This window comes from Vibrio sp. ABH4_348 (assembly GCF_056159765.1).
Window position 1 is genome coordinate 292,805 of the sequence record NZ_JBSWVW010000002.1, and the last position, 17,023, is coordinate 309,827.

Annotated in this window: 15 protein-coding genes; 8 read left to right on the forward strand and 7 right to left on the reverse strand. The window is 43.2% G+C overall.

The window, feature by feature from the left end; translation table 11 throughout:
- Positions 1–42 precede the first annotated feature (42 nt).
- The 3 genes from ACXAFJ_RS14995 to ACXAFJ_RS15005 all read left to right on the forward strand — a co-directional run bounded on the left by ACXAFJ_RS14995 (position 43) and on the right by ACXAFJ_RS15005 (position 3,285).
- Complete coding sequence (locus ACXAFJ_RS14995; RefSeq protein WP_475324535.1) at positions 43–624, forward strand: hypothetical protein; 582 nt, start codon at positions 43–45, stop codon at positions 622–624.
- Positions 625–959: 335 nt separating this feature from the next.
- The gene (locus ACXAFJ_RS15000; RefSeq protein WP_475324536.1) at positions 960–1,946 is read left to right on the forward strand and encodes a DUF1852 domain-containing protein; all 987 of its coding nucleotides are present in this window, start codon (positions 960–962) and stop codon (positions 1,944–1,946) included.
- Between the two features lie 307 nt (positions 1,947–2,253).
- Positions 2,254–3,285 carry a methionine synthase gene (locus ACXAFJ_RS15005; protein ID WP_475324537.1) on the forward strand — a complete coding sequence of 344 codons (1,032 nt, stop codon included), beginning with the start codon at positions 2,254–2,256 and terminating at the stop codon, positions 3,283–3,285.
- Between the two features lie 73 nt (positions 3,286–3,358).
- Here the strand turns inward: ACXAFJ_RS15005 and ACXAFJ_RS15010 are convergent, their stop codons facing one another.
- From ACXAFJ_RS15010 to ACXAFJ_RS15020, 3 genes are all read right to left on the reverse strand, one after another.
- Positions 3,359–3,646: a TfoX/Sxy family DNA transformation protein gene (locus tag ACXAFJ_RS15010; RefSeq protein ID WP_475324539.1), complete on the reverse strand. Its 288-nt coding sequence runs from the start codon at positions 3,644–3,646 to the stop codon at positions 3,359–3,361.
- A 19-nt stretch (positions 3,647–3,665) separates the two neighbouring features.
- On the reverse strand, positions 3,666–4,595 hold the full coding sequence (locus ACXAFJ_RS15015; RefSeq protein ID WP_475324541.1) for a DUF7916 family protein: 930 nt from the start codon (positions 4,593–4,595) through the stop codon (positions 3,666–3,668).
- 77 nt (positions 4,596–4,672) lie between these two features.
- A complete protein-coding gene (locus ACXAFJ_RS15020; protein WP_475324543.1) occupies positions 4,673–5,575 on the reverse strand; it encodes a LysR family transcriptional regulator in 903 nt (300 codons plus the stop codon).
- 175 nt (positions 5,576–5,750) lie between these two features.
- Between ACXAFJ_RS15020 and ACXAFJ_RS15025 the strand changes: the two genes are divergently transcribed.
- Both ACXAFJ_RS15025 and ACXAFJ_RS15030 read left to right on the forward strand, forming a co-directional pair.
- Positions 5,751–6,377, forward strand: a complete 627-nt coding sequence (locus ACXAFJ_RS15025; protein ID WP_475324545.1) for a LysE family translocator — start codon at positions 5,751–5,753, stop codon at positions 6,375–6,377.
- Positions 6,378–6,816: 439 nt separating this feature from the next.
- Positions 6,817–8,535, forward strand: coding sequence for an ABC-F family ATP-binding cassette domain-containing protein (locus ACXAFJ_RS15030; RefSeq protein WP_475324546.1), 1,719 nt, complete (start codon positions 6,817–6,819; stop codon positions 8,533–8,535).
- A 61-nt stretch (positions 8,536–8,596) separates the two neighbouring features.
- On the opposite strand, the gene ACXAFJ_RS15035 is transcribed toward ACXAFJ_RS15030, so the two are convergent.
- On the reverse strand, positions 8,597–10,336 hold the full coding sequence (locus ACXAFJ_RS15035) for an FAD-binding protein (protein WP_475324548.1): 1,740 nt from the start codon (positions 10,334–10,336) through the stop codon (positions 8,597–8,599).
- Between the two features lie 135 nt (positions 10,337–10,471).
- Between ACXAFJ_RS15035 and ACXAFJ_RS15040 the strand changes: the two genes are divergently transcribed.
- A complete protein-coding gene (locus ACXAFJ_RS15040; RefSeq protein WP_475324549.1) occupies positions 10,472–12,307 on the forward strand; it encodes a diguanylate cyclase in 1,836 nt (611 codons plus the stop codon).
- Between the two features lie 16 nt (positions 12,308–12,323).
- Here the strand turns inward: ACXAFJ_RS15040 and ACXAFJ_RS15045 are convergent, their stop codons facing one another.
- Positions 12,324–12,746: a hypothetical protein gene (locus ACXAFJ_RS15045; protein ID WP_475324551.1), complete on the reverse strand. Its 423-nt coding sequence runs from the start codon at positions 12,744–12,746 to the stop codon at positions 12,324–12,326.
- 106 nt (positions 12,747–12,852) lie between these two features.
- On the opposite strand from ACXAFJ_RS15045, the gene ACXAFJ_RS15050 reads away from it, so the two are divergent.
- Together ACXAFJ_RS15050 and ACXAFJ_RS15055 are read left to right on the forward strand one after the other, a co-directional pair.
- Positions 12,853–13,596, forward strand: a complete 744-nt coding sequence (locus tag ACXAFJ_RS15050) for an SDR family NAD(P)-dependent oxidoreductase (protein WP_475324552.1) — start codon at positions 12,853–12,855, stop codon at positions 13,594–13,596.
- Between the two features lie 163 nt (positions 13,597–13,759).
- Positions 13,760–14,980 carry an alpha/beta hydrolase gene (locus ACXAFJ_RS15055; protein WP_475324554.1) on the forward strand — a complete coding sequence of 407 codons (1,221 nt, stop codon included), beginning with the start codon at positions 13,760–13,762 and terminating at the stop codon, positions 14,978–14,980.
- Here ACXAFJ_RS15055 and ACXAFJ_RS15060 read toward each other — a convergent pair.
- Entirely contained in the window at positions 14,914–16,341 is a 1,428-nt protein-coding gene (locus ACXAFJ_RS15060) for a sensor histidine kinase (RefSeq protein WP_475324555.1), read from the reverse strand. The two genes, ACXAFJ_RS15055 and ACXAFJ_RS15060, sit on opposite strands and share 67 nt — an antisense overlap.
- On the reverse strand, positions 16,331–17,017 hold the full coding sequence (locus ACXAFJ_RS15065) for a response regulator transcription factor (protein ID WP_475324557.1): 687 nt from the start codon (positions 17,015–17,017) through the stop codon (positions 16,331–16,333). The genes ACXAFJ_RS15060 and ACXAFJ_RS15065 overlap by 11 nt, the downstream gene beginning before the upstream one ends.
- Positions 17,018–17,023 lie beyond the last annotated feature (6 nt).

Consider the following 17,023-nt stretch of genomic DNA (forward strand, 5'->3'; position numbering starts at 1 on the left):
TAATATCCACGCCATCAAAATATGAACCAAGGTCACTTAATAATGAAATCAATTGCAATGTCAGCGCTAATTTCTGGGCTTGTACTCTCTTCAGGCATTAATGCCGCTCCTAACTTCGAGCTCACAAAGGGTAAACCTGGCGGTGGAGAGTGTCGTTTTACTCAAGATTTGGGTAAGACAATGTTTGATGCGAATTCTGGACGCCTTTGGTCTTGTGGTAATGAAGGTTGGGTTTACTTTGAATCTCAACCTGCAAACACTTGTTTACAGCCAGATCCTCAGATTCTTGAGGGTATCCCTGCATGGAAAAGTGGTGCATACAATGGCGGTCAGCAAGTTCAATTCGAGGGTAAAGTTTACGAGGCCAAATGGTGGACTAGAGCCAAACCGGGGACTAGCTCAACTTGGCGATTGCTGACACAAAACAACGACGTACCAGATGTTTGGGTCGAATCTGTACCTTATTCTTCGAACGATCGAGTTGTTTATATGGGTCATGTTTACCAAGCAAGACAATGGTCTAAAGGCGTTAACCCTGCTCAGGATTCTTTGAACCTTTCGGCGCCGCAAAAATGGAACCGCAAGTGGGATTGGAAAGGCGAATTCCATTGCCCTGCTAAATAAAACAATACCTTACGATTCAAAACTGGGCTATCAAAGCCCAGTTTTTCTTTGTCGTTTTCATACCCAACATTTGTTCACTATCCCCTTCGTCCTTCACCAATCCTATTTTCCTGCGTTCAGTCATTTCTTATACATGAAGATTCTTCATGTTCAATGTGAACCAAAAGCATTTTTCTTCATATTCCATTCTCGGTATAAAAACCATCAGAACCATAACAAAACCAAATAACCGAACTAGATCAAAAACGTTTTGTTAATACGAACCTAATTTGCAACGAACACAACTAGTGACGTTCAGATGGCTAATTCAAACTAAAAGTTGGATACCAAAAATTATGAGTAATGATTTTAACTTCGCTATCAAAAGCATTGAATTTGATGAAAATTATCAACCCGCTGAAAATACACGCGTAACGACAAATTTTGCAAACTTAGCTAGAGGCGAGCATCGCCAAGCCAACCTTCAAAATGCTTTAAAAATGGTAGACAGTCGATTTAATGCATTGGCTCATTGGGACAACCCTACTGGTGACCGTTATAACGTTAAGCTCGAAATCGTTTCTGTTGACATCAAACTTGGCGATAGCCAAGAAGCTTTTCCATCGATAGAAATTCTAAAAACCAGTGTCTTTGACAAGCAAACTAACCAACATTTTGAAGGTATTGTCGGCAACAATTTTTCTTCTTACGTACGTGATTACGACTTCAGTGTTGTTCTTCTGAATCACAACAAAGACCAAACGAAATTTAGTGTGCCATCTGACTTTGGTGAATTACACGGGCAACTGTTCAAGCACTTTGTCAGCTCAGATACCTACAAAAACAACTTCAAAAAGCTACCTGTGATTTGTCTCAGTGTTTCTGACAACAAAACCTACTACCGCACTGATAATCAACATCCAGTTTTGGGCTTTGAATACCAACCTAATGAGTCATCTTTGACAGAGCAATACTTCAGAAAGATGGGCTTAGAAGTGCGCTATTTCATGCCACCGAACAGTGCTGCGCCATTTGCTTTCTATTTCTTTGGCGACTTATTAAATGATTACAGCAATTTAGAGTTGATTAGCACGATAAGTACGATGGAAACATTCCAGAAAATTTATCGCCCAGAGATATACAACGCCAATTCTGTGGCAGGGAGGGTTTACAAGCCAAATTTAAAAAACGCTGACCACTCACTTACCCAAATTGTTTATGACCGAGAAGAACGAAGTCGTCTAGCGAAAGAACAAGGAAAGTTTGCTGAGAGCCACTTTATAAAGCCTCATCAAACGGCTCTGAAACAGTTTATGCAACAAACAACTACGAGGGCGTGTTGACCTTTCGCGGTTAAATTTTGTACGCAGCAAAAGCGTTTCAATCGCGGCGAGAGGTTTGTAGCCTAGTTATTCTACGCAAAACACCTCTCAACAAAGAGTGAAACGCTTTTGGACGTACCCTTCGGGCAGCAATTGTGGTCACTTTCTACTGCGTTATCAGCTTATCGAGTAGAGCAACTACGCATCAAAGCCTCTGCCTTGTATAAAGCACCCACAAACTGCTGCAAAAATCAGCTCGAAAGGTCAACACGCCCTAAAAACGCATAAACCAAAGTGAAAGTCAGACAGAATAGGAAATTTTAAAAATATGAAGACCTTATTGCCCACTTCAACCGCCGGTAGCTTACCTAAGCCAACTTGGTTAGCTGAGCCAGAAGTACTTTGGTCACCATGGAAACTTGAAGGCCAAGCACTTATCGATGGTAAACAAGACGCACTGCGAGTCTCGCTGCAAGAGCAACAGCTCTCTGGTATTGATATTGTTAGTGACGGTGAGCAAACTCGCCAACACTTTGTGACCACTTTCATCGAAAACTTAAGCGGTGTTGACTGGGAAAACAAAAAAACGGTGCGAATTCGCAACCGATACGATGCTAGTGTACCGGGAGTCGTTGGCCCCGTATCTCGCCAAAAACCCGTATTTGTGGAAGACGCCAAATTTTTGCGCTCTCAAACCGATAAGCCAATAAAATGGGCACTTCCCGGTCCAATGACAATGGTTGACACGCTTTATGACGATTACTATCAAGATCGCAAAGCGTTAGCTTTTGAGTTTGCAAAAGCGCTAAACCAAGAAGCCAAGGAGCTTGAAGCAGCAGGGGTAGACATCATTCAATTTGATGAACCGGCATTTAACGTGTTCTTAGATGAAGTCACTGAGTGGGGAATTGAAGCGTTAGAAAAAGCCGTTGAAGGTTTGAAGTGCGAAACCGCCGTTCATATTTGCTACGGCTATGGTATTAAGGCCAATACCGACTGGAAAAAGACACTGGGAGCCGAGTGGCGTCATTACGAAAAGACATTTCCAGCGATTCAAAAGTCTAGCATCGATATCATTTCACTTGAGTGCCACAACGGCAGAGTTCCGTTCGAAGTTTTGGAAATGATTCGAGGTAAAAAGGTGATGGTTGGCGCTATTGACGTTGCCACTCAAGAAGTGGAATCACCGGAAGAAGTCGCTGCCACACTAAGAGAAGCGCTTAAATATGTCGATGCTGACAAGCTTTACCCGTCTACCAATTGCGGTATGGCACCTTTATCGCGTTCACTTGCAAGAGCAAAACTCGAAGCGCTTAGTAAAGGCACTGAAATAGTTCGCCAAGAACTCGGCAAACGCTGATTTCACTGATAGAACATCTGCTATTACGAGATAGCAGATGTTTTTCATTTACAATGTCTCAATTTCACAGCAATTATCTTGGCGCCAAACCCAAATCATCCAATCGATACAAAATAGATTCTCTCTGTTCTTTTTTCACCTCTAACCAAGACACATTTTGATGTGCGCCTATCAAGGCATACAGAAAATTCATGTTAGGTTTATGCTGGTTTACAAAACGAACATAGATATCAAAAGGATCGTAGAGAAAAAACTGCTCTACAGAATCGATACCGACACTTGCTAGCATTTCTTCACTCTTTGCACCGAGACTATTAAGGTCTCGGATTCGTTTAGGTTTGACTTGGTAATCAAACAACACAGCTAAATCTACTTGTAAGTTAACGCAGAACCGAGCGTGCCATTCGAGCGTAGGTGTGCCTAACGCCGCGAATAGCAATGCTGTACTCGCGAATATTCTCAGGAGTTGCGATCCCCATTGCCGCACCAGTATCGCCAATGTGGTGTAAATCAACACCCGCCATTTTGCTCATCAATGCTATTTGACGAATAGTCTCCGGAGTTGCGCCTTCTTGTGAGGTACCAATCGCCGACATCACCAAAGCACCGAGGTCATGGGCATGGTCGACTAACTCAGTGGCGTATTCAACGGAAATCCCCTGAATAGTGCCCGGAGCGGGGATGAGGATGATATTCGCACCACTTTCTACAAACTCGGTGACGTCATCTTTGGTGATAATTCGTTGACTACCGGAACGGAGTACGCCCGCAGCATGCATTTTCCCAGCGATAAGGACCATATCATCACCCGTTTCAGCGCGAATATCGGATAAACTGTGGGAAATAGCCGCGTTACTGACCCCATTACCTGGATTGCCTGTCACTGTGATGAAGCGTGCACCCATCTGATAAAGTAATTTTGCATTGCTTCCTGTTGCTCTGCGTCCAGAAGACACTTGCCAAAACTCATCGTGTTGTTGGTCAAAATTTGGGTCTACAGCTTCGAGGTTGACGCCAATGGCTCGGCCGGTAAATTTACTAAGCTGGGATAACAATTGTTCTGGTTCTGACTCTTTTGGCATCCCTGCTATCTGAGGCTTTTTAGCATCAAATAAATTCAACAAAAGCAAGTCGGCTCCTTGACTGGCAGCCAACTCGGCGTTAGTCACAGTAACTAGCATCGGTTGCAAGGTGGCGATGGTTTCGCTAACTACCACTCTCCCCTCACACATCCTTAAGGAGTCGAGTAGTTGTTTTCCTTTAAGCTGAGAAATATCTGAAGCGCTGCAATCTAAATATCGTTTGACCATTGTTGTCACTCTTGGATTTACATCATCGTCGCTAGTATGCAAGGGGAGGCTAAGTAAATCTTTGATCTACTTATTATTTAAGAAACATCTAATTGCCAATTCACCTGACATAAATGTTCCACAAACCAATTGAATGCTTTGCCATCTTGTCCTTTTCTCCAGGCGATGTAAGAAGGCTGAGCAGGACGAGGAATAGAACAATCTTTATTCACCAACTTCCCAGAATCCAGATACGGCTTAGCTAGATGCATGGGGACAAATCCTACTCCCAGTCCAAGTACTTGAGCATCAATTTTTGATTCCATAGTATTCACCCGAATCACACGCTTGCTACTAAACAAACCGCTATCCCTCACTGGTAATAATTGTGAGGTATCAGAAACTACAATAGAGGGAAAATCACTGAGGTCTTCTGTTTCAATGATATGTTCAACTTTGGCTAAAGGATGGTTAGCTGCTACAACAAAAACAAACTCAACATCTCCAATTTTATGGGTCTTGAACAAGCCTTTTGGCAGCTCGCCCGACGCACCAATCACAATATCTGCACGTTTACTATGAAGCGCATCCCAGCCACCACCTAAAGCTTCGACACTCAGGGTGACATCAACATTGTTTTCTAGCGTTCCAAATTCATTCACTTTATCGAACAAAGGTTTTCTTGGAATAATTGTGTCACGTGCAATTCTTATTTCACTTTCCCAGCCGGATTCTAGTTGCTTGATTGAGTCTGCTAGTCGATTGGTCGCCATTAAAATTTCTCGCCCTTGGTCCAACACCAATTTTCCAGCAGGAGTGAGCTTTGCGCGTTGTTTGCTGCGATCAAACAGCTCAACACCCATATCTTGTTCTAGTTTTTTAATGGTGTAGGTCAGTGCAGACGGCACTTTGTACAGCGATTCGGCAGCGGCCGCAAAACTGCCTTTTTTGTCGATCGCATCTAAAGCTCTAAACGCATCTAAGGTCAAATGTTGATGCATAAATCAGCCCCACTTCAAATATTTTGAATTATTGAAGCAAAGATATAGTTAGGAAGCAAAACAGAAACTGAAATGTTCTAGTAACATTACGGCTTAAATTAAAATTAAGGATTGAGTTTTTGGAAAATGCCCTGATTATATATGGGTAGACTCACCTAGAACATGGAGATTAAGGATGTTCCCCATCGACGTATTTGCAACCTATTCCCTTGCTTGTTTACTACTTGTCATCTCACCTGGACCAGACAACTTGTTGGCCATTGGACGTGGATTGAGCCAAGGACGAAGTGCTGCCATTGTTTCTGGTTTTTCATCTGGTGCTGGAATTCTATTTCATGTCATGGCGGCTACCTTTGGTTTAACTTTGTTAATTCAAACTTCTGAACTCGCTTTTTACATTGTTAAAACTGTTGGTGCGGGATACCTTATTTGGCTCGGTATCAAAGTGCTTCGTTCTAAGAGCCTGTTTACATTAGAGCCCGCAAAGCGCCAACCGCTTAAAACTATTTTCACGACCGGGTTCTTATCTGCAGCATTGAACCCAAAACCGGGTATGTTTGTACTCGCCTTCGTTCCCCAATTTGTAAACCCTGAACTGGGATCGGTTACCGTTCAAATGATTGGTTACGGTGTATGGTTTGCACTGCTCACCGCAATCGGTTTTGCTCTAATGGGCGTTTTTGCGTCACAGCTATCAGGTTGGCTTCAAAATCGGCCACGCTTTGTCAACGGCCTTAATATTGGCGCAGGCGCAACATTTATTACCTCAGGGCTCGCCGTAGCTTTTATGAAACAAAGGTAATCACCTCACTGATACTGATAAATTCAAAAATGCCCTTTGGGGCATTTTTTGTTTTTGCATCGTACTCGCTTAACGTATTGAAAAATCGCATCGATCGCTTTATCCTCTGCGCCATTGATCAATAACTTAAGAAAGGAGGTCGCTATGTCTTTGTGTCGTGTTAATCACACACTCACTTTTGGTATAGAGACTCGCTCAGGAATCTGTGAAATCGCGCTGCGATAATCTCAGCTTGAGCGAAACCTTACGAATTGAATGAACAAATTGAACGACTGAATTACTTTCGAGCTAAAAAGCTTCGAGCCTATTGCTCCAATCAGTAGTACTAGTTAAACCGTTCAATTTTAACATATCGATAGAGTTCTTCACTCGAGCTCAAGATTATTGTCAGCAACTAGCTAGACAAGGCGTTGTTACGCCACAAATTCTTGAGTTTATTATGAGTACATTTTTAACTACACAATCACTTTCTGTTTACCACTCTGCTTCTACCCCACTGTTCGAAGATCTTTGCTTAACGATCCAAAAAGGCGACCGGATTGGTCTTATTGGCCACAATGGTTGTGGCAAAAGTACACTGCTTAAAACGCTTAGCGGCCAAACCGATTTGCACTCTGGCTCGGTGACGAAGGCACGTCATTGCAATATTGCGTATGTCGAACAGCAGCTACCTGAAGCCTTAGAGCAACTTTCATTAGTAGATGCACTATCAGACAAAGTTGAATCAACGGAGATTTGGCGAGCACAATCGCTTCTCAGTGAATTGGGGTTTAGTCTTGCAGATCAAGAGTTACCTATCTCCGCTTTAAGTGGTGGTCAACACATGCGTTTGCTATTGGCCCGCGCAATCATTAGCGAACCCGATCTACTTATGCTTGATGAGCCAAGCAACCACTTAGACTTGCCATCGTTGTTGTGGCTTGAGAACTTCCTCAAGCAATGGCGTGGTTCCTATTTACTGGTCTCACATGACCAACGTTTGTTAGACCGAGTCACCAGTCATACTTGGATCATGCGCGATAAAACGGTTCATAACTTCGCGCTCCCCTGCAGCCTAGCTCGTCAGGCACTATTTGAACGTGATCAAACCGACTTGGAAAGGCATCAATCTGAGCAAAAAGAAATTGACCGAATTGCAAAAAGCGCCAAACGCTTAGCCGTATGGGGCAAGGTTTACGATAACGAAGATCTGGCTCGAAAAGCGAAAACCATGCAAGCGCGTAAAGAAAAGCTGGAATCGCAACAAACAGAGTTAACAACTGGTACACCCTGGAAGCTGAAACTGTCAGGTTCTGCGATGAGTGCCAATCGGGTCATCGAAGTAGATCAACTAGACGTCAAACCAGCGCCTGACGCGCCAAGTCTTTATACGTTCGACAATATGCGCGTAAAAAGTGGCGACCGTGTTGCCATTCTTGGAGCCAACGGTTCAGGCAAGTCCACCTTGTTGAAATTGCTGTTCCATGATTTTAACCGCGAGTGCACAAGCTTTTTTCACCCCAAATGCCAACTAGGGTATTACGATCAATCGCTCAGTATGGTCAAGGATAACCAAACCTTAGATGAAGCTTTGACCAACTTTGCGCAAGTCGACAATGATACGCGTAAGTTAGCGTTAATTTCAGCAGGTTTTGAGTATTCTCGACACTCGCAGCTTGTCGAAAGCCTGAGTGGTGGTGAACGGGCTAGACTGACCTTTATTGGTCTAACACTCGCGCGTTATCATCTTCTTTTTTTGGATGAACCCACCAACCACTTAGATCTAGAAGGCAAAGAAGAGCTTGCAGAAACACTTCAGCAATTTGAAGGTGCGGCAATGATCGTTAGCCATGATAGAGACTTAATTGAAAAAAGCTGTAATCGCTTTTGGTTAATTCACGATCAGGCAATTAGCGAGCACCATGACTTAGATTTTATCTACCAAAGTCTTTCTGGAACGTTATCTAACGATGAGCGAGAGACGTTATCTTTAAGAAATGATGCGAACTCTACCAATGAGGTCTGTTTGAGTAATGAAGATGTGATTTTGGAACGATTGTTGGAACTGGAACAAAAATTGGTTGACGACTTAGCTCGCAAACCCAAATTTCAGAAGCCTAAGCTTCAAGCTGAGTGGCAGGCTGAAATAGACCAACTTTCGATACAATTAAATAGTTAAAGAAGGCATGTAAAGACGGGTCGCTATGTTAGCGACCTGTCTTTTTTTGAGGTTTTTGGGACTAGGAAATTCCCAATTGGCTACGCCAGTAATGACTCACAAACACTTGCTTTGGATCCATCTGCTGGCGAACTTTTAAGAAATCATCCCACTTTGGATATTGGTTTCTGAAAAACTCTACCCAACCAAGCGGATCGCCTTTAGTCACGTCTGGAAGCATCTTACCCCAGTGCAGACGGAACGGAATATTCTTCTCTCGGAATAGATTCCAGAACTGCGGGTAGAATTTCTTTTGAGGGTCTTCCAAGAACTCAACAAACCACAAGGGTTCAAAGCGGAACGCGCCTTCTGCCCATTCATCGTTACCGTCAGTATGCCCCATTGCCATCCAGCCTTTGCAAGCTTTTGCCATGTAAACTTCAATGGTAAACAAACCTGTGCGTTTCAGCTTTTCTTGGTCGGAACCTGGTGCTTCAAAATAGTCTCTTAAAATCTGCACAACTTCGTTAGTACGGCCAATTGGAAACCAAAGCTCGGAGAACTCGATATCGAGCAATGAATCAGATGCTTGGTTGTCCATTGGTAATCCCCAAGGAGCATGGTCTTGGAACACTTGCGGGGTACCTTTGTTCATTCCAAGCTTCTCACTGTCCAGACCTTGGAAGGCACCAACCACTGTTCTCAAAATATCTGGTAAATTGTCACGGATGTTATCTTGATTTTCTTTAACAATTTGTTCCACTTTTACATAAAAACCAGCAATAAGAAGCTCAATAATCTTAGTGAGGTGTAGTTTTTTGTTTAGCTCTTCCAGATGCCTACCAATAATCCCATCAAGTGCCGCATTTAGATCTATACACGCTTCCTTTATCAAGCCTTGAATTCGCTCTGGTTGTTCATAATTGCCCAAAATCATGTAGATCACGTTGATAATGGGTTCAGCAACTTGCGGAAAATTTGTAAACTCTTGATAAGGTGACGGAGTGAAGCCTGCAATGCAGGGCAATCTTTGCGCTTGCCACGGGATAAGTCGTTCTGTTCCAGGTTGTGGCCACCAATTCACACGACCGTAGTCAATCTGGCGCATGAACTCTTCAAGTGATTGTTTTTCTTTTGATTCGCCGAAAAAATCAAACTGACACTCTTGATAAGAGACGATCGCTTCTTGGCCAACAATGTTATACCTAGGTTCGCACACTAGGTCGACTGATACTAGGATACCAAACAACCCCATTGCGACCATTGAAGCTTCAAACATGTCTTGGTCAGGATCGTCCCTGCTCACCGTTACAACTTCACCTTTGCCGTTTACAAAAGTCATAGCGTGAATATTGTCTTGGAACGAGTACTTCAGCGAGCCCCCAGCAGAACCCGTAGAAATAAATCCACCAAGAGTTTGGTGAATAATTCCACCTAGTTCCGATACCGTTAACCCAACCTCCCATAGCTGATGAAGCAAACTGTTTTCTTTGGTCGAAGTTCTTGTCACATCACTAGGATCATATCCAAGGTGGATCCCTGCCCCCGCTCTAACCAACCCTTTATCTAAATCAACAATTTCAAAACTCATCATACGATTGAGAATCACGTTTATTTGATTGGTATTAGCAGGTGGACGCTCTTGATTGGTGACGTTGCGAGAATCCGTTTCTGGATCAGTATAAATTGCCCAGCTCTGACTATGCGCGGCGCCACAAGTTCGAACTTGCTTGTTATTTTTCACGGCAAAATTCATTAACTCAACAACATCTTCCGTATTTTCGGGATGGTAAAATCCCAATTCATCTGGAACTAATCTCATATTTTTCCTTTTTATCTCTGGCTGCACAGGTCATAATTGCAAACGATTTGTTAGTAAGATACTGCATAATCTTAAAAACAAGACAAGGCTAGTGATTTTTTACAAGCAATACAAAGTGTTACAAGGAAGTAGTGGATGCATATTTGTAAAATGGCGCTCTTAACTGCCGTTTTGATGTTATGGTCTTGGCTAAGCTCAGCCCAAGAGCTCGTCACTATTGACCTCGCGACTAACACCAACACTGACTTAAGCTATCAAACACTTCATGATTTAGACGGCGACTACGAAATCGAAAATGTACTTGCGTTCGACCATTCGAAATGGACTTCGCATCAAGCTGATGTTTCTAGAGGTGTATTGACTCATCCAGTCTGGATGAGGTTTTCAGTGACGAACTCTTCCAAAAATCAATCTCACTATATTCTGGAACATACCGACCCGGGACCGTACAAAATCGATATCTTTATCGTTGACGAAGCACAACAAAAGATACTAACTAGTCAACATTACCATCGTGAGTCACCTTATTGGGAACGCCCTTTTCCAAACCCAGGGCCTGCATTTCAAATTCAAGTTGAACACACAGAAAATGTCTTTGTTTATGCTCGTATCCAAGCAACGTTTGGAGGCTTGTTCAGCCAGTTTGCAATTTGGACACCCCGTGATTTTGTTCGTTATGAAACGGTAGAAACCTTTCTATATGGCGGTGCGTATACCGCGTTTTTGATATTTTCATTTCTCGCGCTCATGATATTTTTTGCGGTCAAAGAACGCAGCTTCTTAAGCTACTCTGCATTAACATTTACTTCCTGCATGCTATTGCTCAACCTAGATGCACATTGGTCATTCTTGTTTCAAGCTTCTGGTGCTCCTGTGGGTAATGCAACATTTTGGGGTGGGATTTACTATTTTGCCGCTTTGACCTTTGTTAGAGATTTTTTGAAACTCAAAACCCATGCTCCCTTTGCTGACAAAACCTACCTATTGTTGATTTCATTTGGGCCGACTACCGTTATATTGGGGTTACTCGGATACGCTGAGGCGGCAGGTGTCTTTATGATGCTAACGGGCCCTATTTTGTTGACTGTACCTTTTCTGGCCTTATATCTTTGCATTCGCAAGAGCATTAAAGCGAAACTGTTCACAATAGCTTGGTTTATCTATGGGTTTTCCATTTTAATTCAGTTTGGTTTGCGACAAGTTGGGTTGGTTGAACACAAACCGTTGACTCTATACACTGGGGCAATTGGGGGCGTGATAGAAATGTGCCTATTGGCATTTAGCATGGGCCTAAAAGTACTCGATATACGAAAAGAACGGGATCAAGCCCGAGACGCCCACGTACAGCACCTTGAAAACTTCTCCGAAAACCTAGAAAAGCAAGTCAAAGAAAAAACCAAAGAGCTAGAACTGGCTCGTGCTGCGGCTGAGAGAGAAGCGAGAACCGACAGCTTGACTGGCCTGCACAACCGACGTGCATTTGAAGAAATGGCGCGACATAAAATTCGTTCTGTTCTCGAGCATAAAAAAGTGCTTGCGACGATTTTAGTTGATATCGACAAATTCAAACTCATCAACGACAAGTTTGGGCACGAAGGCGGTGACTACGTGCTCAATGCGGTTGCACACAGCTTGAATAAATACACCAAAGAAAGTGATTTACTCGCTCGAATGGGGGGAGAAGAATTTGCCATTCTATTTGAAGCGGAAAGTGAATCTCACGCAATTCAGCATTGTGAGCTTTTGAGAACACAAGTCGCTAAACTTAACATTCAAGCCATAGGGATTGACCGTAATACGACCATCAGTGTTGGGTGCTACTGTACAACGCAGTCCGTTGATTTGAGTTCTATGTTAAATCGCGCTGACATGGCAATGTATCAATCCAAGAGAGGTGGTCGCAATCGAACCACCTTATGGCAATTACCCAGCTCCTCGGATTCTACTATAGAGGCAGAGACGGCTAGCTAATTCGCACTGCCAAGAATCATCGTTTCAGTTTCAATATTTGACTTTGTACCGATGTCGCACCTTGCAGTGCAAAGCTGGTCGCCTCACCTGTTTTTGTCACAATTTCTAGCTGATTCAAAGGGATACTACTTAGTTTTACTGTGGCGATTTGCGCTATATCTAGCGCAAAAAGTTTAGAGTAGTTAAAGCTATTGATATTCCATTTCAGCAAAAACACGCCTTTTTGTGTAAGTACAAACGTTCCCCATTGAACAATGGTCCCATCGCGATACATAGCCACATACTCTTTGTGAAGAACACGGCCATTTGGCTCATCGACAATATCAAGCGCAATTGAATCAAAAACAGGGGTATCAATCGGACCTCGAATATCTTGCATTGGGCCTACCGAGCCGCACCCAGCTAACAAGACCAATAAACTGAGAACACATAACCGCATGGAATTTCTCCTTTTAATAAAAATTATTTTGTAATTAGCGCTTTACCTCAACCGCAGTTTAGGAATTAGGCTTACCCCAATTTCATAACTAACAGAGGCAATCTTCATGGATTACACTAATAAAACTGTACTTATCACAGGTGCAAGCCCAGACTTCGGTCAGACACTGGCGATTCAATTCGCCAAATCCAACGCAAACCTTATCCTGACTGCTAGAACTCTCGAAAAAGCTCAGCAGACGGCAGAGGTCGTTAAGCAAGTATCCCGTGATATCAAAATTCAGTGCTTTCAGCTGGACCTCAGTGAACCCGCGGACATTTCCAACCTTGCTAAGCAACTTGAACAAAACCAACAAACCATCGAGCTTCTTATTCACAATGCGTCTTACTGGCCCTATCAAGCATTTTTCGACAGCTCTGATGAAGAAATCATTCAAGCTGTCGACTCAACGGCAACGGGTAGCATGTTGGTAACCAAACATTTATTGCCGTTTCTACTCGGTGCTGTAAATGCCGACGTTGTTTTTATTAACAGCACGGCCGGCTTACCCAATGACGGTCACCCGACCAGCAATGACGCATTTAGTGCCGCAAAAGCTGCTCAGTCTACATTTGCGGATCGTCTAAGAGTTCGACTCGCGCCGCAAGACATCCGAGTGATCGCTATTTACCCAAACAATTTCGACAATCCCTCTCCTCTTATCGAAGCTGACTGGAATGAACAGCGCAATGCTGCTGACTCAAGAGCAATGACAGCTCGTAACGTGTTTAATGCCATTCAATTTGCACTGGAACAAGACAGAAAGTGCTCCATCGACAAAATTGTGCTCAATAGCAAACACATTGGCTAAACCTATTTTCAAAGTTACTCATTTTTAAAGCTACGAGCTTTCAAAGTTATTAATCCATAAATCACCGTTTCTTTGCTCTGTCTATGAAGCGGTTGTTGACATTTTTTTCACCTATTTTCGATTAGCGTACTGGCTGACTTATTAACAAAATAGGAACGCTAAAATGTTAGACCGTCACCGACCTTTCACTGCAGTTTGCAGTGTTTTGCTTTTCTCCACCTTGTTGTCTGCATGTTTAGGAGTACGCGCACCCTCGAACCTTGGCAATCATCAAGATTTCAGAGGAGAATCCGCACTCGAACAAGACCAAGCTCAATGGTTCCGCGAAGTTCGTATCAACGACTGGGAGCGACTCGGCGTTGAAAAAAGCACTGTCAGAGAAGTCTTGGCCAAAATAGACAACCAAAAAGAACTTCGCGATTACCCCAACGTTTCTGGTTCGGGCGGTTGGACTGTCGAGTTCTCTCAAGAAGCGGAACGCAAACTTAAAACGGCGCAAAGTTATCGAGATTTTCGAGAAGTTTCCGCGTTATTCTTAATTGCCGCGTATCCAAATTATCTTTCCGACGCCGAACACAAAGCGATTAAACAATCAGTGGATGCCTACCTAAAAGCCGAGCAACTTAACCCCAAACTGAACGTAGAGCTTGTATCTATGCCCAGTGAATCCGGAGACTCCATCACTGGCTTGCTTCACCTTCCAATCACTCCATACACCCCGCCAGTGGTCTTAATGACAGGTGGTGTCGATAAGATCCTTACCGAACACCGACCGGATATCGAACGTTACATTGAGCAAGGGTTTGCTGTTATCACCTTCGATATCCCCGGAGCCGGACTAAATCGCTCGAGCTTTATCAAAATTGGGCATGAAGCCATGGCTCATACCGCCGCCTACAATTACGTCCAAACCGACTCAAGGTTAGATAAGAACAAAGTTGGAGCCTTATCTTCTTCGGGAGGTGGAGTACCTCTTATGCATTTCGCCATTCAAAATCCTGATTTAAAAGCCATCGTTGCACGTTGCGCTGTAGTTAATAATGTTTTGCTTGAGCCAGAAGTCTTCCACTATGCCCCCAGAATGTCTGCCATGTCTTATGGCTATCGTATTGGTGTCAAAGACATCGAAGACCTCGATTCATATGGCGATTACTCCATTCCTCTTGCGTTAAGCTCACGAGGGTATACCCAACATGAGTTCGACACGCCTTTATTGGTAATAAACACCAAAGACGACATGGTGGTCGAACCCAAAGAAATGCAGTTTACCGCCAACCTCTCGACACAAAGCGAGATAGCCTACTATGGAGAAGAGGGTCACTGCCCAGATGGTGAAGAAGCTGAAAAACACATGGTCGACTTCTTTTCCAAATGGCTGATGTAAGCCTCACCATCTTTAGTTGAAATTATCCTCGCTAAACCTCCTCTGCGCGGAGGTTTAGCGAGTTCTAACTCAAACTGCAATCCATACTTGCTGCATATACTCTCTACAATCTGTAATCCCAAGCCAAAACCGTCTTGAGTTTTAACGCTTTTGTCTTCTCCAGTCAGCAATGTATCACTACCTTGATCGACTACTTCGATCATGGACTTACTTACTGAAACATAAACTGTTGCACCATCACTGGCTTTAAGCGCATTTTCTAATAAATTACGCAGTATCATTTGCATGCCTTCAACATTGACGGATGATTGAAACGGCTGAACAATATCAATCTCTACAGGACTATTTGCACTATCACACCCCAACCAGTCGAGAATGGTTTGGATTTCTATTCTTGAAATACAATAAGTAGAGCGACGCACTGGGGTATTTGAAGCGCTTTCTCTTAATCCGTTTTCAGATTCCCTTTCCATCTTTACTAAAGCTAACAACGTTTCCACTATTTGCTTCATCTGCTGCGCAGACCGTTCGATTCTAGCTATCTGTTTATTTTGGAACTTATCAAGTTCTGTTCTTTGTAGAAGCCTGTTGGCACCAAACATGATGGTTAGAGGAGTCCGCAATTCATGACTTGCGTAACGAGCAAAAGTTTCTTCTCGTTTTGCTTCTTTTTGAAGTCGAATTTGATACTGATTGAGTCGTTCAGTTAACACTGTAAATTCAGCAACCGCTTGGGTCGACAATGTAATTTTTGCAGACGAACCTCGTTTATCAAAATCATCTTCCTGCTGATGAAGCTGTTTTGTTAAATCGTGAAGCGGTTTGGTCAATGAACTGGTAATCGACACGTATATTCGCCACAAAAACACTACGGTAAGAAGCAGAATGGCCATGATTCCAAAAGCAAGAACCACAAAATCATCATGGCTAAACTCTTTGCTATCCGCTTCAGACAATAAAACTAAGTCGTACCACTCGTCACCAACATTCACTCGTTGTTTCCAAACACGATGAGTTTGTGGATCGAGTACTGAACCTATCTCCCCTAAATAACTGGCTTTATTTTCGAGAAGACTACGATAGGGTTGGGGTATTAAATCTTCGGATGTGTATGCAATAGTCACTGGATTAATGGATAGAATTCCTGTTTTACCCGCTCGTATTTGATTTACTGCTAATGTGGCATCAATTGTGAGTTGTTGCTCAGCCAAGTGATCCTCTGTGAGATGAACGGTTGTCAGCACCAAAATTGACACTAAAACTGAAAAAACGATCATCAACACAACAAACCACCGACTTAACTGGCTTTCTAGTGTTCGACTACTCAATCTCAAGCTGTCTGTATCAGCATTAGTGTTCATTACACGCCTCCAAAAGCTGATAACCTAGTTTCGGCACCGTTTTTATCAAGTCACCACTGAATGGAGAGTCGACTTGCGAGCGCAATTGATAAATATGGCTTCGCAATGCACCCTCATTTAGGCTACCGTCAGGCCATAGTTCCAGAGCTAGCTCCCTTCGACTCACAGGGTTGGGCGCATGTCGACAGAGAACCACGAGCAAAGAAAATGTTGTAGGATTGAGGTTAAGAGTTACATCCTGCCGCTTAGCTTCACGAGTCTTTAGATTCACGACAATGTCCGAGTATTGAACGGTTTCGCCAGCCATACTGCGGTTGTTTCTTCTGATCAGTGCATCGCATCTGGCTTGTAACACATCTAAATCAAAGGGTTTGGAGACATAATCATCCGCGCCAACCTTTAATCCCTTAATCACATTGGTTCTATCACCTATCGCGGTGAGCATTAAAATGGGAATACATACACCTGACTGACGCAAAGTGTCACATACTTGCATGCCATTCATCTTTGGAAGCATTACGTCAAGAACGATTAGGTCGTAATCATTTTTCTGAGCAAAGTTAACTGCTTGAACACCATTACTCGCATAATCAGGAACCCAACCCATTGATTCAAAGTGATCAAATAAAATTCCAGCAATATCTCGTTCATCTTCAACGATTAGCACACTCGGCACAGCCTT